Raw genomic sequence first — 22481 nt, 5'->3', positions numbered from 1 at the left:
TAGGGGCGCAGACGCCACCACCGTCAAAATTCCAATGGTGCGGGCTGCGTTACCCGGCCCTCGCCGTCGGATCACGGACCAGGCCGGCTTGCCTTCCAATCGCAAAGAAATCTCGTGGGCTGCGCAGCAAGCCCACTTCAGATGGTCGCAGCGCAGGTCGTTGCCGGAACGCCGTGCTCGGGGTCCCCGGAGCACCCGCGTTGTCCCCCTTGGGAGAAAGCCGCGTCAGCGGCACAGGGAGCGCGTCAAACATCCGCCAGCACGCGCACATGGGCCTCGACGCTGCGCGCCAGCGCGCTGAGGTTGTAGCCGCCTTCCAGGCAGCTCACGATGCGACCCTGGGCGAAGCGCTGCGCCACCGACTTCATGCGCTCGGTGATCCAGGCGTAATCCGACTCGATCAGGCCGAGTTGCCCCATGTCGTCCTCGCGGTGGGCGTCGAAGCCGGCGCTGATGAAGATCAGCTCCGGCTTGTGCTCTTCCAGCCGCGGCATCCACATCATCTCGACCAGCTCGCGGATGTCCATGCCCTTGGTGTAGGCCGGCACCGGGCAGTTGACCAGGTTGGCGTCGTGCTTCTGCGCACCGCCCTCGGGGTAGAACGGGTGCTGGAAGAAGCTGCACATCAGGATGCGCTCGTCGCCGGCGACGATGTCCTCGGTGCCGTTGCCGTGGTGCACGTCGAAGTCAATGATCGCCACGCGCTGCAGCTCATGGCGCTCCAGCGCGTACTTGGCGGCGACGGCGACGTTGCTGAAGAAGCAGAAACCCATCGCCTGGTTGCGCGTCGCATGGTGGCCGGGCGGACGCGTGCAGCAAAACGCATTCTCCAGCTCGCCGGACATCACCGCGTCGACCGCATCGATGGCCGCGCCGGCCGACAGCAGCGCCGCGCGGTAGGTGTAGCTGTTCATCGAGGTATCGGGATCGAGCGAGTAGCGGTCGGGGCCGCCGGCTTCCATCTCCTCGATCAGGATCTCGCTCAGGCCGCGCAGCGCCGCCACGTGGCGCCGGCCGTGCGCCAGCAGCAATTCGCCCATGGCGGCGGGCGTGGCCTCGCGTCGGTCAAGCGCGTCACCGACGCCGGTGATCAGCAGCCGGTCCTCGATCGCATCGATGCGTTCCGGGCACTCCGGGTGGCCGGCGCCCATGTCATGCTTGCGACAGTCGGGATGAGTGTAGAACCCGGTCTTGCCCACGTTTTGTCTCCTCGTTTCACGGTGCGGCGCCGAATATCCGTTACCTTCCTTGCATGGACGTGACACGAACGCTCAACGCCTTGCTCGATCAGCTTAACACGGTGATCGTCGGCAAATCGGCCCAGGTGCGCGACGCCGTAACCTGCCTGCTGGCCGGCGGCCACCTGCTGATCGAGGACGTGCCGGGCGTCGGCAAGACCACGCTGGCGCAGACGCTGGCCCGCAGCCTGGGCCTGCGCTTCGCGCGCGTTCAGTTCACCGCCGACCTGATGCCGAGCGACCTCTCGGGCGTGTCGGTGTACGAGCGTGGCCAGGAACGCTTCGTGTTCCACCCGGGCCCAGTGTTCGCCCAGGTGCTGCTGGCCGACGAGATCAACCGTGCCAGCCCGAAGACGCAGAGCGCACTGCTGGAAGCCATGGAGGAAAAGCAAGTCAGCGTCGAGGGCGAGACGCGCCCCCTGCCCTGGCCGTTCTTCGTCATCGCCACGCAGAACCCGCACGACCAGCTCGGCACCTACCTGCTCCCCGAGTCGCAGCTCGACCGCTTCCTGATGCGCATCAGCCTGGGCTACCCCGAGCGCGCCGCCGAGCGCGCCCTGCTGACCGGCAACGGCCGGCGCGAACTGCTGGCGCAGCTGCCGGCCGTGCTGTCGGCGGCCGAACTGGCCGGCCTGCAGCAGGCGGTCGAGCGCGTGCATGTGGCCGAGCCGTTGCTCGACTACGTGCAGGACCTGATCGCCGCCACCCGCGACGGCCGCTGGTTCCTGCAAGGGCTGTCGCCGCGCGCCGGCATCGCGCTGATGCGCGCGGCCCGGGCGCAGGCGCTGATCAGCGGCCGCGACTACGTGGCGCCGGACGATGTGCAGGCGATCCTGCCGCAGTGCGTGGCACACCGCATGATCCCGGTCGGCAACGCCGGCCGCGGTGCGGTGGAGCAGGTGCGGGCGATGATCGATGACGTGCCCTTGCCATGAAACAAGGCGGCAGCGCCCGGCCGTGCGTGCTCGACGCGTGAAGCGCAACGTCGTGGCGCCCAAGCCCCCAGCAGCTCAATACCCGAGGCCGCCCGCATGACCGCCGCCGTCACCGCACTTCCCTGGTGGGCCTGGCGCACCCGCATGCGCGCATGGCTGCGCCAGTGGTGGCTCGAGCGCCTGCCGCGGTCCGACACCCTCACGCTGACGCAGCGCCGGATCTACATCCTGCCCACGCGCGCCGGCTGGATGCTGGCCAGCACGCTCGTCGTGCTGCTGGTCGGCTCGATCAACTACCAGCTCAACCTGGGCTACCTGCTCACCTTCCTGCTGGCCGGCAGCGCGGCGGCGGGCATGGTGCTGGGTCACGGCACGCTGCGCGGCCTGACGCTGCAGCTGCTGCCACCGCAACCGCTGTTCGCCGGCGGGCTGGCGGTGCTCGACGTGCAGCTGCTCAACCGGCGCCGCACGCCCCGGCACGCCATCGGCGTGGCGCTGCTGGACAGCGCCCATTGGTCCTGGGCCGACGTGCCGGCGCAAGGGCAGACCACGGTGCAGATCAGCTTGCAGCCGGCGCGACGCGGCCTGCACCGCGTGCCCGCGCTGACGGCGGAAACACGCTTTCCGCTCGGCACCTTCCGCATCTGGACCGTGTGGCGGCCGGCCGCTCAGCTGCTGGTCTACCCAGCGCCCGAGCCGCTGCCACCGGCCCTGCCGGCCGGCGAGCCGCGCTCGGGCAGCGGCACGGCAGCCGGACCCCGCGCCAGCGGCGAATTCGATGGCGTGCGCCCCTATCAGCGCGGCGACCCGATGAAACTGATCGTGTGGAAGAAGTTCGCCAAGTCCAGCGAGCTGATCAGCCGCGACACCCAGCAGATGCAGCGCCAGGCGCTGTGGCTGGACTTCGCGCGCGCCGGTGCGTTGTCTGCCGAGGCGCGCCTGTCGCGCCTGGCGGCCTGGGTGCTGCTGGCCGACGCGCAGGGGCTGGACTACGGCCTGCGCCTGCCAGGTGTCGAGATCGCGCCGGCGGGCGGCCCGGCCCAGCGCTTGCGCTGCCTGGAAGCACTGGCCAGGGCATGAAGCTCGCCGCCCTCGCCCACCTGCCGCGCGACACGCGCGACACGCTGTTCCTGCTGGTGGTGATCGGCTGGGTGATCCTGCCCCAGGTCGGCCGCTTGCCACCGTGGTGCACGGCACTGGCGGCGGGCGTGCTGCTGTGGCGCGGCTGGCTCGCCTGGACCGGCCGGCCGCTGCCGCCCCGCTGGTGGCTGCTCGGGCTGCTCGCGATCACGCTGGCCGCGACCTGGGCCACGCACCGGACCCTGCTCGGGCGCGACGCCGGCGTCACGCTGGTGGTGGTGCTGCTGACGCTGAAGACGCTGGAGCTGCGCGCGCGGCGCGATGCGCTGGTGGTGTTCTTCCTCGGCTTCTTCGCCATGCTGACCAACTTCTTCCATTCGCAGTCGCTGCCGACGGCGGCGGCCATGCTGCTGGCCCTGCTCGGCCTGCTGACAGCGCTGGTCAACGCGCACCGGCCGACCGGCCGCCCTAGCCTGCGCGAATCGGCGCTGGTGGCCGGCAAGATGGCACTGGCCGGCGCACCAGTCATGCTGGCGCTGTTCCTGTTCTTCCCGCGCTTCGCGCCGCTGTGGGGCATCCCCGGCGACGCCCTGCTGGGCCGCACCGGGCTGTCGTCGACCATGGAGGTCGGCAACGTGGCCGAACTGGCCTTGGACGATGGCATCGCCCTGCGCGTGCGCTTCGACGGCGCACCGCCGCCACGCCAGCAGCTCTACTTCCGGGGCCCGGTGCTGAGCCGCTTCGACGGCCGCCAGTGGAGCGCGCGCGGTGGCGCCGGATTCGACGCCACGCTGATGCCCGGTGCGGCCGACCTGCAGGTCAGCGGCACGCCGGTCGGCTACGAGGTCACGCTGGAGCCGAGCCGCCGGCCCTGGCTGCTGACGCTGGACGTCGCGCCCAAGGCGCCCGAGCTGCCCGGCGAGCGCCGCCTGCGCATGACGGCCGACCTGCAGTGGCTAAGCTTCACGCCCATCACCGACCTGCTGCGCTACCGCGCCGAGAGCTATCCGCGATTCCGGTACGGGCTCAGCGGCCGGGACGGCGCGCCGCGTCAGGACCTCGGCGCCTACCTGCAGCTGCCGTCCGGCTTCAACCCGCGCACCATCGAACTGGCCGAGCAACTGCGGCGCGAGCAGCCCGACGCCGATCCCGAGGCGCTGGTGCAGGCGGCGCTGCAGCGCCTGCGCAGCGGCGGCTACCGCTACACCCTGGAGCCCGGCGCCAGCGGCCAGCACAGCGCGGACGAGTTCTGGTTCGACACCCGGGCCGGCTTCTGCGAGCACATCGCCTCGGCCTTCGTGGTGCTGATGCGCGCCGCCGGCGTGCCGGCGCGCATCGTCACGGGCTTCCAGGGCGGCGAGCTGAACGTGGTGGACGGCTACTGGACCGTGCGCAACGCCGACGCCCACGCCTGGGCCGAGGTCTGGCAGGCCGGGCGCGGCTGGGTGCGCGTCGATCCCACCAGCGCGGTGTCGCCCGGCCGCATCGGCCAGTTCCAGCGCCTGCGCGCGCCCGACGGCCTGATGGCCGGCGCCCTCGGCACCCTGAGCCCGACCCTGCTGGCACAGCTGCGCACGGTCTGGGAGGCCACCAACAACCGCTGGAACCAGTGGGTGCTGAACTACACGCAGACGCGCCAGTTCGACCTGCTGCGCCGCCTGGGCTTTGCCAGCCCGGGTTGGCAGGACCTGGGCCGCATCCTGGCCGGCCTGCTGGTGGCCGCCACCCTGGTCGGCATCGCCTGGGCGCGCTGGGAACGCAGCCAGCATGACCCCTGGCTGCGCCTGCTGGCGCGCGCCCGCGACCGGCTGACGCGCGTCGGGGTGGCGGTGCCACCGCAGGCTTCGCCGCGTCAGCTGGCGAGCGCCGTCGCCGCCAGCCAGCTGCCGGCGGAGTTGTCGTCGCAGCTGCAGGCCTGGCTGCTGGCCATGGAGCGCCTGCGCTACGCGCCCACCGCACCGGCGGCTGCCGGCAACATGGCATCGCGACTGGCTAAACTGCGGCGCGAGTACCGCCAAATCGCCTGGCCACGCCCGGCCTGACCCCTGCATGTCCCGCACCCTTGTTCACCGCCGCGCACTCGCATCGCTGCTGGCCGCCGGCCTGCTGCAACCCGAACTGGCCTGGACGCAAGGCCGCTCCCGGCGCACGGCGCCAACCCCGGAGCCGCGCACCTACGCCGGCCGCGACGAGGCCATGCGCTGGGCCGACGAGGTGGCGCAGCGGCGCGGCCTGGATGCGGCGTGGGTGCGCGAAGTCATCGGCCAGGCCGCCTTCATCCCGTCCATCGCCCGCCTGATCCTGCCGCCGCCGCGCGGCACGGCCAAGAACTGGCGCGTCTACCGCAGCCGCTTCATCGACCCGGTGCGCATCCGCGCCGGCGCCCGCTTCTGGGAGCGCAACCGCAGCACCCTGGCCCGCGCTGAGAGCCAGTTCGGCGTGCCGCCGGAGATCGTCGTCGGCATCATCGGCGTCGAGACCATCTACGGGCAGAACATGGGCAGCTTCCGCGTCATCGATGCGCTGGCCACGCTGACCTTCGACTTGCCCGCAGCGCACCCGCGCGCAGAGGTGCGCCAGGCCTATTTCCAGGGCGAGCTGGAGCAGTTCCTCGATCTGAGCCGGCGCCATGGCCTGAACCCCCTGGAGCCGCTCGGCAGCTACGCCGGCGCCATGGGCATGCCGCAGTTCATGCCCTCGAGCTGGGTCAGGTACGCGATCGACTTCGACGGCGACGGCCGCATCGACCTGTGGAACAGCGAGGCCGACGTGATCGGCTCGGTCGCCAGCTACTTCAAGGGGCACGGCTGGCAGCCGGGCCTGCCGACGCACTACCCGGTGTACCTGGCGCCCGAAGCCGACATGGGGACGCTGCTGGCGCCCGACATCCTGCCGTCTTTCAGCGTCGCCGACTTCGGCGCCAGGGGCGCCATCCTGGGCGCAGCCGGGCGCGGGCACGCGGGCCCGTTGGCCCTGATCGAACTGCAGAACGGCGATCCCGCGATCGCCGGCAACGAGGCCAGCCACGTCGCCGGCACTGAGAATTTCTACGTCATCACGCGCTACAACTGGAGCAGCTACTACGCCATGGCCGTGATCGAGTTGGGGCAGGAGGTGGCAGCGGCGCTGGCGCAGGGCAGCTATTGATGCTGCGGCAGGCTGGCCGCACTCCAATCGGGGTCGGATCACGATTGATCGGCCGCCGATGCGCATCACGCGCGCTATCGCGACCCCGGCGGATTCCTCGCCCACCAGGTATCGATCGCCCAGGTCTCGCCCCGGAAGTACGGCGGCGTCACCTTCGGCCGCTCCAGCCGCCAGGCGTTGTAGGCCATGCGGTGGGTGCCGGCGTACCACTGCGGGATCAGGTAGTGACCGTGGGTGATGACGCGCTCGAGCGCTTGACAGGCGGCCAGATAGTCGGGCCTGGTCCTGGCGCCGACCATGCGGTCGAGAATGGCGTCGACCGCCGGACTCCTGACGCCGGCCAGGTTGCCTGAATCCTCGGTATCGGCTGCCGCGCTGCCGAACAGGTCAGCGTACTCCTGGCCGGGGTTGGCGGTGCCGGCATAGGCGATGGTGGTGATGTCGAAGTCGAACTTCTGCAGGCGCTGCTGGTAGAGCGCGAAATCGACTGGCCGAAAGCGCAGCGTGACACCGAGCTTTTCCAGGTTGCGCATCCAGGGTGACACGACGCGGGCGCCGGTTTCGTTGCTGTCGAGGTATTCGAGCACGAAGGGCTGGCCCTGGGCGTTGCGCAGGGTGGCGTTCTCGACCTGCCAGCCGGCCTCGGCCAGCAGCTTCTGCGCCCGGCGCAGGTTGTCGCGCAGGCTGCTGTCGCCATCGGTGCGCGGCGGCGCGTAGGCGCGGCCGAACACGGCATCGGGAAGCTTCCCACGCCAGGGCTCCAGCAGCGCCAGTTCCTCGCTCGAGGGCAAGCCACTGGCGGCGCACGAGGTGTTGCCGAACAGGCCGCGCACCCGCGTGTAGGAGTTGTAGAACATCTGGCGGTTCATCCACTCGTAGTCGACCGCCAGGCCCAGTGCCTCGCGCACGCGCACGTCCTGCAGCAGGGCGCGGCGCGTGTTCAGCACGTAGCTCTGGAAGCCGGTCGGCAACTGGTGCTGGAACTCCCCCTTTACCAGTTCCCCGGTGTCGAAGCGCTTGCCGTTGACACGCCGCGCCCAGTCGCCGGCGGAATAAAAGGCCATGAGGTCGAATTCGCCGGCCTTCAGCGCCTCCAGCCGCGCGGTGTTGTCCTTGTAGATCTTGACCAGGATCTGGTCGAAGTTGGCGGTGCCGCGGCGCACGTTGAGATCGCGCGCCCAGTAACCGGGATCACGCACGTAGGTGATGTCCTTGCCGAACTTGACCGGGCCGATGCGGTACGGGCCGGAGCCGATCGGCGGTTCCATCACCACCTCGTTGAAGGGCTTGCCCTCGCCCCACTTGCGGCTGAACACCGGCAGGCCACCGACCGTGAGCGGCAGTTCACGGTTGGCGCGCCGGAAGCGATAGCGCACCGTGCGCTCATCGACCACGTCGACGCCGGCGACGTCGATCAGCAGCGTCTTGTAGCCGGGCGAGGTGTGCGGGCCGACCAGGGTGTCGTAGCTGTGCTTGACGTCCTGTGCCAGCACCGGGTCGCCATTGTGGAAGCGCGCCTCGGGCCGCAGGCGGAAGGTGGCCGACAGTCCGTCGGGCGCCACCGCGACGTCCTCGGCCAGCAGGCCATAGCCGGCGCCCTCCTCGTCCAGCGAGCCGGCCAGCAGGCTGTCGAACATGAGTTGGCTCAGGTAGGCCGGCGCGCCGCCGCGGATGGTGAAGGGGTTGTACTTGTCGAAGGTCGACAGGCGCAGGTTGCTGACCAGCCGGATCTCGCCGCCCTTGGGCGCGTCGGGGTTGACGTAGTCGAAATGCGCGAAGCCGGGCGGGTACTTCATGTCGCCCCACAGGGCGTAGCCATGGGCGGCGAAGGCGGATGCCGCACTGGCGGCCAGCAGCAGCGACACGAGCAGGGCGGGCAAAACACGCATGCGACAATTCTGCCGCCATTCAAACCGGCACCGCGATGTTTCCAGTCCGTTCGGGCTGAGCCTGTCGAAGCCCTTCGGCCGGCACAGGGCGAACGGCGGGTGAGAAGCCCAACGGACTGCCGATCGCAGTGCTCCACCCGATTTCCTTGAGGAGCTAGACCCCATGACCCAACCCACCGGTTTCCTGGCAGGCAAGAAGCTGCTGATCACCGGCGTGCTGTCCAACCGCTCGATCGCCTACGGCATCGCGCGCGCCTGCCGCAGGCAGGGCGCGGAGCTGGCCTTCAGCTACGTGGGCGAGCGCTTCAGGGACCGCATCAGCGAGTTCGCGGCCGAGTTCGACTCCAAGCTGGTGTTCGACTGCGACGTCGGCAGCGACGAGCAGATCGAGCGCATGTTCGCCGACCTGTCGCAAACCTGGCCGAAATTCGACGGCTTCGTGCACGCCATCGGCTTCGCGCCGCGCGAGGCCATCGCGGGCAACTTCTTCGACGGCCTGTCGCGCGAGAACTATCGCATTGCGCACGACATCAGCGCCTACAGCTTTCCCGGCATGGCCAAGGCCGCCCTGCCCTACCTGAACGACAAGGCCGCGCTGCTGACGCTGTCCTACCTGGGCGCGCTGCGCAGCATCCCCAACTACAACACCATGGGCCTGGCCAAGGCGTCGCTGGAGGCCAGCGTGCGCTACATGGCCGAAGCGCTGGGCGGCAGGGGCGTGCGCGTCAACGGCATCAGCGCCGGTCCGATCAAGACCCTGGCGGCCAGCGGCATCAAGGATTTCGGCAAGCTGCTGGGCTACGTCGCCGCCGCCGCGCCGCTGCGCCGCAACGTCACCATCGACGACGTCGGCAACGTGGCGGCCTTCCTGCTGAGCGACCTGGCCAGTGGCGTGACGGCCGAGATCACCTACGTCGACGGCGGCTTCAGCCAGACGGCGGGGCTGTCGGCCGACATGGTGGGCTGACGCCTGGTCGATCGGTCCGGCGGCAGACGACGATCCAGCTGCCCCCGGACGTGAAAAAGCCCGCATCGCTGCGGGCTTTCACGCACTTGGGCCCTGCACGGGCCGGGCGCTTCGGCATGACCGCGGCAGCCGCTCAGGTGCCGGCGGCTGCCGACTCCTGGCGCAGGATGGCGTACAGCTCATCCTTGACGCGCAGCTTCTCTCTCTTCAGGGTCTCGATCTCGGCGTGGGTCCCGCCGGCGTCGTGGTCTTCCAGCGCCTTGACCTGGTGGTCCAGGTCGTTGTGTTTCTCGAACAGGTGAAGGAAGCGGGCGTTCGTGCCCTCGCCCTTCAAGCGGGTGATCAGGTCGCGGTATTCAGGAAACATCGTTTCTCCTTTTCGATGACACGGACCAAAATCATAAGCGAGCGCCGGCCTCACATGAAGCGTGAATAGGGTGAATCCTTATCCGTGGCCAGCATGTCCTGCGTGGTGGAAAGCGGCTTCACCTTGTGCTTGCGGCCATCGGCAGCGACGCAGTCGGCAAAGTAGCGGACGCGGCCGTTGTCCTCTTCGATCTCGACGAGGCCGTGGATGTCGGTCTCGAAACCGGGGCATTCGAGCGCGAAATCACGTGCGAACTTCAGGTAGTCGACGATCTTCTTGTTGAACACCTCACCCGGAATCAGCAGCGGGATGCCGGGCGGATACGGCGTCACCAGCGCGGTGGTGATGCGCCCTTCCAGCTGGTCGATCTCGACCCGCTCGACCTTGCGCCGCGCGATGCAGGCATAGGCGTCGGCCGGGTTCATGGCCGGCGTCAGTTCGCTCAGGTACATGTCGGTGGTCAGGCGCGCGATGTCGTGCTTGGCGTAGAGCTGGTGCACGTGCTGGCACAGGTCGCGCAGGCCCATGCGCTCGTAGCGGCGGTGCTGGGCGCAGAACTCCGGCATGATGCGCCACATCGGCTGGTTGCGGTCGTAGTCGTCCTTGAACTGCTGCAGCGCCGTCACCAGCGTGTTCCAGCGGCCCTTGGTAATGCCGATGGTGAACATGATGAAGAAGCTGTAGAGGCCGGTCTTCTCCACCACCACTCCGTGCTCGGCCAGGAATTTGGTGACGATCGACGCCGGGATGCCGGTCTTGTCGAACTTGCCGTTCAGGTTCAGGCCCGGCGTAACGATGGTTGCCTTGATCGGGTCCAGCATGTTGAAGCCCGGCGCCAGCTTGCCGAAGCCGTGCCAGTTCTTCTTGCCGCTGCCGTTCTTGATGATCCAGTCGTCGGCGCGGCCGACGCCGGATTCGGCGATCTCGTCCGGGCCCCAGGCCTTGAACCACCAGTCGCCGTGGCCGAAGTCCTGCTCGACCTTGCGCATGGCGCGGCGGAAGTCCAGCGCCTCGGCGATGCTTTCCTCGACCATCGCGGTGCCGCCGGGCGGCTCCATCATGGCGGCGGCGACATCGCAGCTGGCGATGATGCTGTACTGCGGGCTGGTCGAGGTGTGCATCAGGTACGCCTCGTTGAACAGGAAGCGGTCCAGCTTGACGTGCTGCGAGTCCTGCACCAGCACGTGGCTGGCCTGGCTGATGCCGGCCAGCAGCTTGTGGATCGACTGGGTCGAATACACCACGCTCTGCGTCGGCCGCGCGCGCTTCTTGCCCATGGCGTGGTAGGAGCCGTAGAACGGGTGGAAGGCGGCGTGCGGCAGCCAGGCCTCGTCGAAATGCAGGTTGTCGACGTAGCCGTCGAGCATGCTCTTGATGGCCTCGGTGTCGTACAGCACGCCGTCGTAGGTCGACTGCGTCAGCGACATGATGCGCGGCTTGACCTTGTCGGCATCGACGTGCTTGAGCAGCGGGTTGGCGCGGATCTTGGCCTTGATCGTCTCGGGCTCGAACTCGCTCCTGGGGATCGGGCCGATGATGCCGTAGTGGTTGCGGGTCGGCTTCAGGAAGACCGGGATCGCGCCGGTCATGATGATGGCGTGCAGGTTGCTCTTGTGGCAGTTGCGGTCCACCACCACCACGTCGCCTGGTGCCACCGTGTGGTGCCAGACGATCTTGTTCGAGGTGCTGGTGCCGTTGGTGACGAAGAAGCAGTGGTCGGCGTTGAAGATGCGCGCCGCGTTGCGTTCGCTCTCGCCGATGGCGCCGTTGTGGTCGAGCAACTGGCCGAGTTCCTCCACCGCGTTGCAGACGTCGGCGCGCAACATGTTCTCGCCGTAGAACTGGTGGTACATCTGGCCGATGGGCGACTTCAGGAACGCCACGCCGCCCGAGTGGCCCGGGCAGTGCCACGAGTACGAGCCGTCGTCGGCGTAGTCGAGCAAGGCCTTGAAGAACGGCGGCTGGATGCCCTCCAGGTAGCTCTTGGCCTCGCGCACGATGTGCTTGGCCACGAACTCGGGCGTGTCCTCGAACATGTGGATGAAGCCGTGCAGTTCGCGCAGCACGTCGTTGGGCAAGTGCTGGCTGGTCTTGGTCTCGCCGTGCAGGTAGATCGGCACGTCGGCGTTCTTGCGACGCACCTCGACGATGAAGTTGCGCAGGTCCTGCACTGCCGGGGAGGCCTCGGGGTCGGTGCCCAGTTCCTCGTCGTCGATCGACAGGATGAAAGCGCTGGCGCGGCTTTGCTGCTGCGCGAACTGGCTCAGGTCGCCGTAGCTGGTGGCGCCCAGGATCTCGAAGCCCTCGGCCTCGATCGCCTCGGCGAGCGCCCGGATGCCGAAGCCGGACGTGTTCTCGGCGCGGTAGTCTTCGTCGATGATGACGATGGGAAAGCGGAATTTCATGGGGCAGACTCTAGCTTTGATGCGGCGGCGTGGCGGCGAAGTGTACGGAATTGCCGTGGCAGGGCCTTGTCAAACGCACGCGCATCGCAAAATGAAGACACATGAGCGCCGATAGTGGCATGAATCGGAGACCCCATGGCTGAATCGACCCTCTGGTGGATCGCCACCGGCGTGCTGGTGGCGCTGGAACTGGCCAGCGGCACCTTCTATCTGCTGATGCTGGCCATCGGCGGCGTCGCCGGCGCGCTGGCGGCCCACGCCGGTGCGCCGCTGCCGATCCAGCTGGCGGTGGCGGCGGTGATCGGCGGCGTCGCGGCCTTTGCCTGCTACCTGGTGCGCCGGCGCCGCCCCGGCGATCCCTCGCCGCGCGCCGAGCGCAGCGTCAATCTGGACGTCGGTGAAACCGTGCAGATCGACGGCTGGAACGCCGACGGCACCGCACAGATCCGCTACCGCGGCGCCCAGTGGACGGCGATCGCCCGCCCCGGCACCGAGCCGCGCCCAGGACCGCACCGCGTGGCTGAGCTGGTCGGCAGCCGGCTGCTGGTCGATCCGGTCTGAACCGACACGATCGTCTGTTCTACTAGCCCCAGTACCTGAAAGGCACGCCGTGGAAATCGCCCTTATCCTCCTCATCATCGCCGTCATCTTCATCACCCGTTCCGTCAAGATCGTGCCGCAGCAGAACGCCTGGGTGATCGAGCGCCTGGGCAAGTACAGCACCACGCTGTCGCCCGGCTTGAACTTCCTGGTGCCCTTCATCGACCGTGTCGCGTACAGGCACAGCCTGAAGGAAATCCCCATGGACGTGCCGAGCCAGGTCTGCATCACGCGCGACAACACGCAGCTGCAGGTCGATGGCGTGCTGTACTTCCAGGTCACCGACCCAATGCGCGCCAGCTACGGATCGAGCAACTACGTCATGGCGATCACGCAACTAGCGCAGACCACGCTGCGCAGCGTGATCGGCAAGCTGGAGCTCGACAAGACCTTCGAGGAGCGCGACATCATCAACGCCAAGGTGGTCGAGGCGATCGACGAAGCAGCGCTGAACTGGGGTGTCAAGGTGCTGCGCTACGAGATCAAGGACCTGACGCCGCCGGCCGAGATCCTGCGCGCCATGCAGGCGCAGATCACAGCCGAGCGCGAGAAGCGCGCCGTCATCGCCACCTCCGAAGGTAAGCGGCAGGAGGAAATCAACCTGGCCGAGGGCCAGAAGCAGGCCGCGATCGCGCGTTCCGAGGGCGACAAGCAGGCTGCCATCAACACCGCCCAGGGCGAGGCCGCCGCCATCACCGAGGTCGCCAACGCCACCGCATTCGCCATCGAGCGCGTCGGCGCCGCCATCCGCGAACCCGGTGGCGAAGACGCGGTGCAGCTCAAGGTGGCCGAGAAGGCGGTCGACGCCTACAGCCGGCTCGCTGCCGAGTCGAAGACCACCCTGGTGGTACCCAGCAACATGACCGAAGTTGCCACCCTCGTCAGCTCGGCCATGAAGATGGTGCAGGCGCAAAGCACCAGCGCCTGATCGCGCGGCCGTCCACATGGCCGAGCGCTTGGTGCGAGCTACAATTGCCGGTTCCCGGAGAGGTGGATGAGCGGTTTAAGTCGCACGCCTGGAAAGCGTGTGTGGGTTAATAGCCCACCGCGGGTTCGAATCCCGCCCTCTCCGCCATTACAAGAGCCTAAGTGATTGATTCACTTAGGCTTTTTTCTTGCCTGCTCGCGTCTACCCACGTTTCTACCCATGCCGCAAACTGCGGTAGGCGTGGGTAATGCTCTTTTTTTGCCAGTTGGCGAAGTCGGCAAACGCCCCTTGCTAGCAGCAGTGCCTTGACCTGCAACCCCGTTTCGGGGGTCGAGGTCGGATGCCCCACGCGCGTGCATTGTCGAGACCCCCGAAACGGTGTTCTCGGGTGGCTGGTTTCCCGTGGGTTTCATGCTGTGGCAACGCCATGCAACGCCATGCAACGCCACGCGTCGGCACGCGTCACTGTCGCGTCGGCACGCGTGGGCGTATTGCTGCTGGAATGGTGACCCCTGCGTCTTCCAGCAGGGTGACCACGGTCTTTCTGATCGAATGGAAGACCTTCTTCTCAGAGAACCCGAGAGACTGCTTCAGTCGCCCAAAGCGTTTGCCGATGGCGTTGGAGCGATCCCCATACTTGTTGAAGGTCAGCCCGGACAAGAGGTAGCCATCCTGGCTTGCACCCATCAAGCGATCTATCAACTCCCCCAGTGCTGAGTGAACTGGTAGGCACGCCGCCGTCATCGAAGATGCCCCACAGGCTGTGGCCGGCCGGCGGCAGTTCGAGCATCGGCTCCGCGGCGCCATCCGCTGCCGCGTCGGCAGCCGAGAACCTGCGCTGGAGCAGTTGGTCGAAGTCGTTCGCGTCGAGGTCCCCGTGCAGTCCGCCCAGCGCCGCCTGGCCGGCCAGCGTCCACCAGCGCCGGCATGGCGCGTCGCCGTCGGCCAGCCAGCGCAGCAGCGTCAAGGGAAAGTAGCGGCCGACCCGGTCCACCGAGGGCATCAGCACCCCTTGCGCACCGCGCAGCTCGAGCATGCCGGGCGCCAGCACGAAGCACCACACCGGCGCCGTGAGGTAGGACTCGACCCACTCGTGAAGTAGCCCCCTGAATCTCCGGACGCATGTTCTGTCTTAACCTAAGAGGTAGGCAAAGAGCTGTGTCTATGACTAGTCCGAAGAGCAAAGAAGTCGAAGTGTTGGCCGTCCAGCGCCGCAGGCGGTGGACGGCCTCCGAGAAGCTGTCGATGGTGCGCCAGACGTACGAGCCTGGGATGTCGGTGTCGCTCGTGGCGCGACAGCATGGCGTGAACCCGAACCAGTTGTTCCACTGGCGCAGGCTCGAGAAGGACGGTGCGCTCGCGGCCGAGATCGACAGCCAGTCACGCCAGCCGGGCTTGCCGCCGGCCTGCTGCAGGCGCATCTTGCGCAGCGTCTGGATCGCCTCGGCAAAGCGCCCGGCCAGCAGTTTCTGCTCCTCGGCCGCGGCATCGGGCAGCGCCGTGGCGGCCACCGGCTCCGGCTTGACCAGCTCCTCGGCCAGTTGCCGGCTGGCGCTGCGGGCGCGCCAGCGGCGCCACAGGTAGCGCCCCAGCACCAGCAGCACCAGTGCGCCGATCAGCAGTGCACGCGCCAGTTCGCTGGCCAGCGGCGCCAGTGCGCCGATCCGCACCAGCGGACCCATCCACCAGATCAACACCGACAGCACCAGCAGCGCCAGCAGCACGAACAGCAGCGGCTGCCACAGCAGGCTCAGCAACTTCCTCATCGCGCCGCTCCCTGCGGCGTCGCTGCGCCGGTGATCAGGATGATGTCGACGCGCCGGTTCAGGGCGCGGCTGGCCGCGCTGTCGTTGGCGGCCACCGGCTCCGAGTCGGCGCGGCCGTCGGCGCGCATGCGCGCCGGCTCGACCTGCGCCACCAGCGCCGCCTTGACGGCCTCGGCGCGCGCCGCCGACAGGTGCCAGTTGGACGGATAGCGCACCGAGCGGATCGGCTGGTTGTCGGAGTGCCCGGTGATCAGCACCTCGCCCTTGACCTCGGCCAGCGCGGCGCCGATGCGCCCCAGCACCGGCAGCGACCGACTGGTTGGCGCGGCGCTGCCGGAGGCGAAGAAGCTGTCGCCGCGCAGCCTGACCACGCTGCGATCGACCTCGTCCGTCACCGTCACCAGGCCTTCACGGATCTCGGGCTCCAGAAAACGCGCCAGGCGCGGGGTCTTGGCCTTCACCGCCGGCGGCGCGATCTGCATCGCCGGCGGCCGCAGCTCCGACAGCGCGGCGTAAGTGGCGTCCGAGCGGTTGGCCAGCCACATGCGCAGGGCGAAGAACACCAGCGCCAGCAGCAGCAGAAAGCCGACCCCGAACACCCACAGCGGCAGCGTCTCGCGCAGGCGCGCCGTGCCGCCGCCGAGGCCGCGCCAGTGCGGCGACAGCTCGGCCTCCACCGGCGGACGATCCTTGCGGATCAGGTCGGCCAGGCGCTGGCGCAAGGTGTCGAGCTGCGCCTTGCCGTTGTCGATGACACGGTAGCGCCCCTCGAATCCCAGCGCCAGCACGCAGTAGATCAGCTCCAGCAGCTGGCGGTTGGCGGGCACGTCCTGGGCCAGCCGCGCCAGCAGCTGGAACACCTTCTCGCCGCCCCAGGTCTCGCTGTGGAACTGCACCAGCAGGCTCTGCTTGTTCCAGCCCGATTGCACGCCCCAGGGCGTGTTGGCCACCGCCTCGTCGACCGCGGTGCACAGCACGTAGCGCGCGCCCAGCACCGACTCGTTGGGAACGCCGGCGCGCCGCGCATCGGCGTCGAAGCGCTGCACCGCATCGGCCGCCGTGGCACGCAGCGTGCCCACGTTGGGCACCGCGGCCAGGCCGCGCAAGCGCGCCGCCAGCGCCAGCAGCTTGCCGGCAGCCGAGACCAGCGGATTGAGGATGCTGAGCTGGGCGATGTCGGCGCCGGCCGCGTCGGCCACCTCGGGTGTGCTGCTACGACCCATGGCCGGCGGCGCGGTGCCGCTGCGCGGCGTCGGCTTGATGATGGTGCGCTCGGGCTCGTAGCCGGCAAAGGGATCGGGCGAGGACATGTCGGCAAACCTCCACTCACGCCGGCGCTAGGACCGGATCGCCCAGAACGCGAGATCGAGGCCCGGGAACTCGCCGGCGATGTGCATCGCCATGCCGCCGGACTGCTCGAGCTGGCGCCAGAGATCGCTTTGGCGCGTTTCCAGCTCGAAGTAGCTGGCGCCGCTGTGAAACGGAATCTGGCGCGGCGCCACTGGCAGCGGCGTCAGGGTCACGCCCGGCAGGTGCAGGTTGACCAGGTCGCGGATGCGCTCGACCGGACCGATCTTGACCTGGGTCGGAAAGCGCGCGCGCAAGGCTTCGCCCGGCATCTGCGAGTTGACCGCCAGCACGAAGGTCGCGTGCCGCTGCAGCTCGACGTCCGGGATCAGCGCCACCCGCACGCCATGCTTGCGGTCGTGCAGCTCGATGCGGATCGCCGACTGCTCCAGCACCATCGACAGGCTGCGGCGCAGGTCGTCCATCAGGGGCCGGAACGTGGCTTCCAGGTCGTCGTGCACATAGGGTGGAAAGTCGCGCACGCGGCGGCTGTCCCTGAACGTCGCCAGGTCGCCGGCCAGCGCCAGCGCGTGTTCGTAGAAATCGCGCGGATGCAGCGTGTTCATGGTGTGCAGGTGGCCGAACACCGCCTGGTGCCGGTTGACGGTCTGCAGCAGCATGAAGTCGGCGATCTCGGCCACGCCGCCGGTGCCGCCCTGCGTCATGCGCCCGGCCAGCGCCTCGGCACGCTGGCGCAGCAGGCCGAGCAGTTCGTCGAGCCAGGACCGCATCACCGCATGCGCGGCGCAATCGAGCAGCGGCGGGATGCGGCCGCGGTCGAGCACCAGCTGGTTGTCCTGCCGCCGTTCCTGCACGCGCACCAGGTTCAGCGTCGCCCAGGCGTCGGTCGAATCACCGGCGCGCACCAGCCGTGCGTTGAGCTGCCCGAGCTGCAGCAAGGTGGTGCGCTCGCCGGCGGTGTTGGAATCGGGCACCTCGGATTCCAGCACCCGGTGGCGCACCAGTTCGTCCGGCGCCTCGACATCGGCCTCGCGCGCGCCCGGGCGACGCAGCGGCAGCGCCAGCACGGCAAGTTCGTCACGCATGTCTGGCGGCACTTCCAGCGGCGGCGGCAGCGGATCGACCGCCGGCATGTCGAACACGGTGCCATCGCCGAACACGCCAACCGCCTTGATCAAGGCCAGCTTGCCCAGCGCCAGCGCCGCCTGGTCGATCTCCAGCGCCACGAAGCCCCAAGCGTACGGCGTGCTGGCGCGCAGCGTCAGGTGTCGTACGTGGTCCAGGTGGCGCTCGGTCTGCTGCAGGTGCTGCGGCTGCAGCAGCATGCCTTCGCTCCACACCACTTTCGATTGCCAGGTCAATGGGGGCTCCGTCGGGACGTGCGTCGCGACGCAGCGCGCCGCTGCAGCAAGTGTCATCGCCGGCCCCGGCGTCGGCCAATCCGACTTACGGCCTAGCCGCCCGGCCCACCTATCGCGAAGGTCTTACGCTGCGCCCGCGTGCCAGACGCTGCGCTGCCTTCGATCAATCCGCCTTGAGCATCCTGATCTGTTCGGCGTACTCTGCCTCGACGCGCCGCAGGCGCGCGGCCTTGGCTGCCGCATTGATCCACTGCGCCTGCTCGGCCTGCTGCAGCGCCAGCTGGTGGTTCAGATGCGCCACCGGCAGCAGGATGCGGTCATCCGCCAGCGAAAAGCCGGCGAAATCGTGCAGCGACTTCAGCACGCGGCGCTGCGCATCGCCCAAGGGGCCCGGCTGCTGCCCGTAGTCGACCAGGAACTGCTGCACCGCACGCTGGAACCCGGCTGGATAGTCGCGCCGGATCACGATCGCCCCGTGCGGCACCAGATCCGACTCCCAGATCACCTGCAGCCGCGCGCCTCGGCGGGAAACTGCAGCTTGAAGCGCCGAAGTCCGCCGTGTTGTTGGTCGCCACATCGGCTTCGTTGTTGGCGACGGCGAGTGCCGTGCGCTGGTGCGTGCCGACGATCTCGCTCTGGAACCGGGTTTCCATGGCGATGCGGTGAGGCAGGAACAGTTGCAGTTGCGGCACCACGAATCCCGACAGCGAGCGTGGCTCGCCACGCGCCAGCCGCCACCGCTCGGGCTGCGCCAGCAACTGCTGCAGCGAAGTGAAGTCACCGCTGCGTCGCGTCAGCAGCGTGGCGCGGTAGCCATCCAGGCCGTCGTGGCGGCGCACCTGCGCCACCACCCGCATGCTGCGGCGCACCACCGCGTCCAGCGCCATCTTGCCGGACAGGAACGCCATGTCGACCTCGTCGGCACGGATGGCACGGTCCAGAGCCTCATAGGTACCGACGGACAGCAGGCTGATCGACCGGCCAATGGCACGTCCGAAATCCGCCAGCAGAGGCTCCCAGTCGCTGCGGGAGTCGACGGCGCCTCCCAACGGCAAGATGCCAAAGCGCACTCGGTCACTGCTTTCCGCAACGCTCCGTGCCGAGGCCACTGGCGCGCCAGCCAGCGCGAACAGCAGCATCCACGCCATCCTTCGTCGCTTGCTCGAGAACATGTTCCCCCCATCCTGCGCGCGTGTCATTGGCCCGACGGCATGGATCTTGTCGCGCCGATCTGCGCCGGTTGCTCATTCATTTAGGTGATGACCTTATGACATAAGACTAGTTTAATATTGAAATCCTTTACAACCTGTTTACATACTGGCTCAGCGCCGATGAGCCGCCATCACCAGGCACCATGCGTGCGATCCGATCGTCGTTGACGCTGCAACTGGCCTTGCTTGCCGTCGTGCCGGCCATCCTGGCCACCGCGGCCATGGTGCTGGTCATGGCAAGCCAGCACCTGCGCGACGTGCGCGAGCTGAGCCAGGCCAACGCCCGCAATGCGGCACGGCAACTGGCGCAATGGGCGCAAGGCCCGATGACCGAGATGGACCGGCGCGCTGTTGCGCGTGGCCCGTTCCGGGGCGTCGCAGACCCTGATCCAGCAGGTGCACATCTGGTCCTGGGACGGCGAATTGCTGGCGGCGGCATCCAGCGACACCGCACAGGACCACCCGGTCTGCAGGTCACGGCGCCGATCGGCCTGACCGAACCCAGGGGCCAGGTCGTGATCGACTTCAGCCTGGCGGAGGTGCGTGCCGCCGCGCATCGGGCCTGGCTGAACGTGCTGCTGGCGCTGGCCGCGTGCCTGGCGGGCGTGGTGCTGGTCGGCACCTGGGCCGCACGACGCATCAGCGCCCCGGTGCGTGAACTGGCCACGGCGGTGGATCAACTGGGCGCCGGCCAGGCGGCACGGGTCAGACAGCAGGGCACAGCCGAGATCCGCCGGCTGCAAGAGGGCTTCAACCGCGCTGCCGCCGCGCTGCTGGACAGCCGGCGCACGCTGGAATCGCGCGTGCGGCAGGCCACCACCGAACTCGAGCAGAAGAACCGCCAGATCGAACTGGTCAGCCAGGCCAAGACGCGGCTGCTGGCGGCCGCCAGCCACGATCTGCGCCAGCCGCTGCACGCACTGACGCTGTTTTCCGAGAGCCTGGCCACCGGCGAGACCGATCCAGCACGGCTGCAGCGCATCAAGTACGTGCGCGAATGCGTCGAGTCGCTGGACCACCTGTTCCTGGAGCTGCTCAACATCTCGCAGATCGATGCCGGCGTTCTCAAGCCGCAGCGCAGCGACTTCGCGCTCGACCGCCTGTTCGACGACATCAGCCGCAACTTCCGCCCGGTCGCGGAAGCCCAGGAACTGCGGCTGGTGGTGCGCCGGACCGACCTGTGGGTCAACTGCGACTACTACATGCTGTCGCGCATCGTCGGCAACCTGGTCTCCAACGCGCTGCGGCACACGACGGCCGGCGGCGTGCTGGTGGCGGCACGCCGGCGCGGCACGCAGGTCAGCATCGAGGTCGTCGATACCGGCGTCGGCATCGCACCCGAGCACCAGCAACGCATCTTCGAGGAGTTCTACCGGGTCGACAACCGCCCTGATGGCCGGACATGCGGCATGGGACTGGGGCTGGCGACGGTGCAGCGCCTGGCCGGCCTGCTGAAGGCCGGCGTCACCCTGCGCTCGACACCCGGGCGCGGCACCAGCGTGCGCGTCAGCATTGCCGCCGCAACCCCCCATCGCGAAGCGGCCCCGATCTTCGCTCCCGAGGCCATCGGAATGCCGGCCAGCGACAGCCTGGCAGGCCTCTGCGTGCTGGTCGTCGACGACGAACCGACCATCCTGGCGGCACTGCGCCTGGTGTTCTCCGGCTGGGGCGCGAGCGTGCTGTGCGCGCGCGACGGCGCCGAGGCGCTCGAGCTGGCATCACGCTGGCGCGCACCGCCCGATGTGGTGGTGATCGACCTGCGGCTGCGCAATGGCGAGCACGGCATGAACGCGCTGACGGCGCTGCGGCAGCATCCGCACGGCATCGGCCCGCGCACGGCACAGATCTTCGTCACCGGTGACACCGAGATCGACGCAGTGCGCTGCTCTCGCGAAAGCGGCATCCCGGTATTCCACAAGCCGCTCACGCCGACCGAATTGCGCCGTGCGATCCAGCAGCAGCTGGCGGCTGCACGCAGCAATCGCCCGCGCGCACCGGTCGCAACGATCGCACCGCGCGCGCCGGTGGTCGAAGCGCTGGCATAGACACCGGATCGCGCGCGGCGCGACCGACGATACCCTGCCTGGCCGGCATCGCCTCCCCCACCAGGAACCGGCCGGCGCACGCCACACCGAGGCCGCACCTGCTCGACTATTGAACCATCCGTTCCCTCATGTCTCGACCAACTGCAATCGACCCCATCCGCCCCTTCATCGCCACCCCGGCGTACAGCGGCACGCTGACGACCCACTATGTGCGCAGCCTGCTGGCACTCAGCAACGCCGCGTGGACCTACGGCTTCCCGCTGCTCACGCGCTTCGTCGACGGCGACGCGCTGATCACCCGGGCGCGCAATGAACTGGTGGCCGAGTTCATGGCCGATGCAACCTGGACCCATCTGTTCTGGATCGACGCCGACATCGGCTTCGAGCCGGAAGCGGCCCTGCGCCTGATGCGGGCCGGGCGTGACGTGGTCGCGGGCATCTACCCGCTGCGCATCGACGCTTGGCCGCCCGGCGGCCTGGCGCAGGCACTGCCGGCCGGTGCCACCCAGGCGGATTTCGAGGCCCGCCATGCGCGCTTCTGCGTCAACGTCCTGCCTGACGCACAGCCGGTCGACACCGACGGTTTCGTCGAGGTGCAGGAGATCGGCACCGGCTTCATGCTGATCGCGCGCCGCGTCTTCGAACGCATGGCCGAGCACTACGCCGAGTTGCGCTACCGCAGCCCCGGCAGCACACCCGACGGGCGCGACCACTGCCGTTACCGCTTCTTCGACGTCGATATCGACGCCGCCACGGGCGCCTACGTCAGCGAGGACTTCGCCTTCTGCCGCCGCTGGCGCGCCATCGGCGGCAGGATCTTCGCCGATGCGCGATCAAGACTGACGCACACCGGCCACAAGACCTTCGGCGGCGATTTCGAGCAGGCCATGCGTCAGCGCGCCGGTCTGCGCTGACCGCGCGTCACTGCGGCGCACCGCGGCCCCGCCCCGTACCGCAGGCCGCGGATCAGAAATCGCTGCAGCTGTTGCGACGCTGCGAGTCGACGCAATTGGTCAGTTGCGGCTTCGACCGCACGCGCGCCCACTCCCTTGCCAGCGAATCGCTGGCCGCCTCGTCGCGCTCGCCGTCCAGCGGCGCCGACGCCAGGCAGATCGGCGCCTGGGCGATGTTGCGATCGAAGGTGTAGGTGTTGCTGTCCTCGCGCACGATCTCCGGCACGAACGAAGCCACGGTCGGCGGCGGCGGCGGTGGTGGCGGTGGTGGCGGTGGTGGC

General features: G+C 68.6%; 18 protein-coding genes, 1 tRNA gene and 3 pseudogenes. 11 read left to right on the top strand and 11 right to left on the bottom strand.

Annotated elements, in window-relative coordinates; translation table 11 throughout:
• Positions 1-245: 245 nt before the first annotated feature.
• Positions 246-1199, bottom strand: coding sequence for a histone deacetylase family protein (locus PK606_RS09255; protein WP_324563074.1), 954 nt, complete (start codon positions 1197-1199; stop codon positions 246-248).
• A gap of 53 nt (positions 1200-1252) precedes the next feature.
• On the opposite strand from PK606_RS09255, the gene PK606_RS09250 reads away from it, so the two are divergent.
• The 4 genes from PK606_RS09250 to mltB all read left to right on the top strand — a co-directional run bounded on the left by PK606_RS09250 (position 1253) and on the right by mltB (position 6400).
• A complete protein-coding gene (locus tag PK606_RS09250; protein ID WP_324563072.1) occupies positions 1253-2173 on the top strand; it encodes an AAA family ATPase in 921 nt (306 codons plus the stop codon).
• A 96-nt stretch (positions 2174-2269) separates the two neighbouring features.
• The gene (locus tag PK606_RS09245; protein ID WP_324563069.1) at positions 2270-3253 is read left to right on the top strand and encodes a DUF58 domain-containing protein; all 984 of its coding nucleotides are present in this window, start codon (positions 2270-2272) and stop codon (positions 3251-3253) included.
• Positions 3250-5295 carry a transglutaminase TgpA family protein gene (locus tag PK606_RS09240; protein WP_324563066.1) on the top strand — a complete coding sequence of 682 codons (2046 nt, stop codon included), beginning with the start codon at positions 3250-3252 and terminating at the stop codon, positions 5293-5295. The genes PK606_RS09245 and PK606_RS09240 overlap by 4 nt, the downstream gene beginning before the upstream one ends.
• Before the next feature lie 7 nt (positions 5296-5302).
• The gene (mltB, locus tag PK606_RS09235; RefSeq protein ID WP_502920813.1) at positions 5303-6400 is read left to right on the top strand and encodes a lytic murein transglycosylase B; all 1098 of its coding nucleotides are present in this window, start codon (positions 5303-5305) and stop codon (positions 6398-6400) included.
• 74 nt (positions 6401-6474) lie between these two features.
• Here mltB and PK606_RS09230 read toward each other — a convergent pair whose 3' ends face one another.
• The gene (locus PK606_RS09230) at positions 6475-8289 is read right to left on the bottom strand and encodes an extracellular solute-binding protein (protein ID WP_324563064.1); all 1815 of its coding nucleotides are present in this window, start codon (positions 8287-8289) and stop codon (positions 6475-6477) included.
• Between the two features lie 163 nt (positions 8290-8452).
• Between PK606_RS09230 and fabI the strand changes: the two genes are divergently transcribed.
• A complete protein-coding gene (gene fabI, locus PK606_RS09225) occupies positions 8453-9256 on the top strand; it encodes an enoyl-ACP reductase FabI (RefSeq protein WP_324563061.1) in 804 nt (267 codons plus the stop codon).
• Positions 9257-9389: 133 nt separating this feature from the next.
• Here the strand turns inward: fabI and PK606_RS09220 are convergent, their stop codons facing one another.
• A complete protein-coding gene (locus PK606_RS09220) occupies positions 9390-9623 on the bottom strand; it encodes an HP1242/YdcH family protein (protein WP_324563058.1) in 234 nt (77 codons plus the stop codon).
• 50 nt (positions 9624-9673) lie between these two features.
• Complete coding sequence (locus PK606_RS09215) at positions 9674-12028, bottom strand: Orn/Lys/Arg family decarboxylase (protein WP_324563056.1); 2355 nt, start codon at positions 12026-12028, stop codon at positions 9674-9676.
• A gap of 135 nt (positions 12029-12163) precedes the next feature.
• On the opposite strand from PK606_RS09215, the gene PK606_RS09210 reads away from it, so the two are divergent.
• The 3 genes from PK606_RS09210 (at position 12164) to PK606_RS09200 (ending at position 13703) form a co-directional block, all read left to right on the top strand.
• Complete coding sequence (locus PK606_RS09210) at positions 12164-12589, top strand: NfeD family protein (RefSeq protein WP_324563054.1); 426 nt, start codon at positions 12164-12166, stop codon at positions 12587-12589.
• Between the two features lie 49 nt (positions 12590-12638).
• Positions 12639-13556: an SPFH domain-containing protein gene (locus PK606_RS09205; RefSeq protein WP_324563052.1), complete on the top strand. Its 918-nt coding sequence runs from the start codon at positions 12639-12641 to the stop codon at positions 13554-13556.
• 56 nt (positions 13557-13612) lie between these two features.
• Positions 13613-13703, top strand: a tRNA-Ser gene (locus PK606_RS09200).
• Positions 13704-14018: 315 nt separating this feature from the next.
• On the opposite strand, the gene PK606_RS09195 is transcribed toward PK606_RS09200, so the two are convergent.
• Both PK606_RS09195 and PK606_RS09190 read right to left on the bottom strand, forming a co-directional pair.
• Complete coding sequence (locus tag PK606_RS09195; RefSeq protein WP_324563156.1) at positions 14019-14216, bottom strand: site-specific integrase; 198 nt, start codon at positions 14214-14216, stop codon at positions 14019-14021.
• Positions 14125-14607 (bottom strand): TagF domain-containing protein, encoded by a 483-nt coding sequence (locus tag PK606_RS09190; RefSeq protein ID WP_502920812.1) that lies wholly within the window; start codon positions 14605-14607, stop codon positions 14125-14127. The genes PK606_RS09195 and PK606_RS09190 overlap by 92 nt, the downstream gene beginning before the upstream one ends.
• A gap of 113 nt (positions 14608-14720) precedes the next feature.
• Between PK606_RS09190 and PK606_RS09185 the strand changes: the two are divergent.
• Positions 14721-14921: pseudogene (locus PK606_RS09185) on the top strand (transposase); the annotation flags it as partial.
• A 397-nt stretch (positions 14922-15318) separates the two neighbouring features.
• Here PK606_RS09185 and PK606_RS09180 read toward each other — a convergent pair.
• The 4 genes and pseudogenes from PK606_RS09180 to PK606_RS09160 all read right to left on the bottom strand — a co-directional run.
• Entirely contained in the window at positions 15319-16632 is a 1314-nt protein-coding gene (locus PK606_RS09180; RefSeq protein ID WP_324563048.1) for a DotU family type VI secretion system protein, read from the bottom strand.
• A 27-nt stretch (positions 16633-16659) separates the two neighbouring features.
• Positions 16660-17991 carry a type VI secretion system baseplate subunit TssK gene (gene tssK, locus PK606_RS09175; protein ID WP_324563046.1) on the bottom strand — a complete coding sequence of 444 codons (1332 nt, stop codon included), beginning with the start codon at positions 17989-17991 and terminating at the stop codon, positions 16660-16662.
• 163 nt (positions 17992-18154) lie between these two features.
• Entirely contained in the window at positions 18155-18568 is a 414-nt protein-coding gene (locus PK606_RS15945; protein WP_502920811.1) for a PhnD/SsuA/transferrin family substrate-binding protein, read from the bottom strand.
• 34 nt (positions 18569-18602) lie between these two features.
• Positions 18603-19130, bottom strand: a pseudogene (locus tag PK606_RS09160) (PhnD/SsuA/transferrin family substrate-binding protein); the annotation flags it as partial.
• Between the two features lie 215 nt (positions 19131-19345).
• Here PK606_RS09160 and PK606_RS09155 point away from each other — a divergent pair.
• Together PK606_RS09155 and PK606_RS09150 are read left to right on the top strand one after the other, a co-directional pair.
• Complete coding sequence (locus PK606_RS09155) at positions 19346-21247, top strand: ATP-binding response regulator (protein ID WP_324563044.1); 1902 nt, start codon at positions 19346-19348, stop codon at positions 21245-21247.
• Positions 21248-21375: 128 nt separating this feature from the next.
• Positions 21376-22161, top strand: coding sequence for a hypothetical protein (locus tag PK606_RS09150; RefSeq protein WP_324563042.1), 786 nt, complete (start codon positions 21376-21378; stop codon positions 22159-22161).
• A gap of 52 nt (positions 22162-22213) precedes the next feature.
• Here PK606_RS09150 and PK606_RS09145 read toward each other — a convergent pair.
• A pseudogene (locus PK606_RS09145) lies at positions 22214-22481 on the bottom strand (hypothetical protein); the annotation flags it as partial.

It is taken from the genome of Ottowia sp. (genome assembly GCF_035444425.1).
GTDB lineage: Bacteria > Pseudomonadota > Gammaproteobacteria > Burkholderiales > Burkholderiaceae_C > Ottowia.
This window is presented reverse-complemented; position numbering and strand designations above follow the sequence as displayed.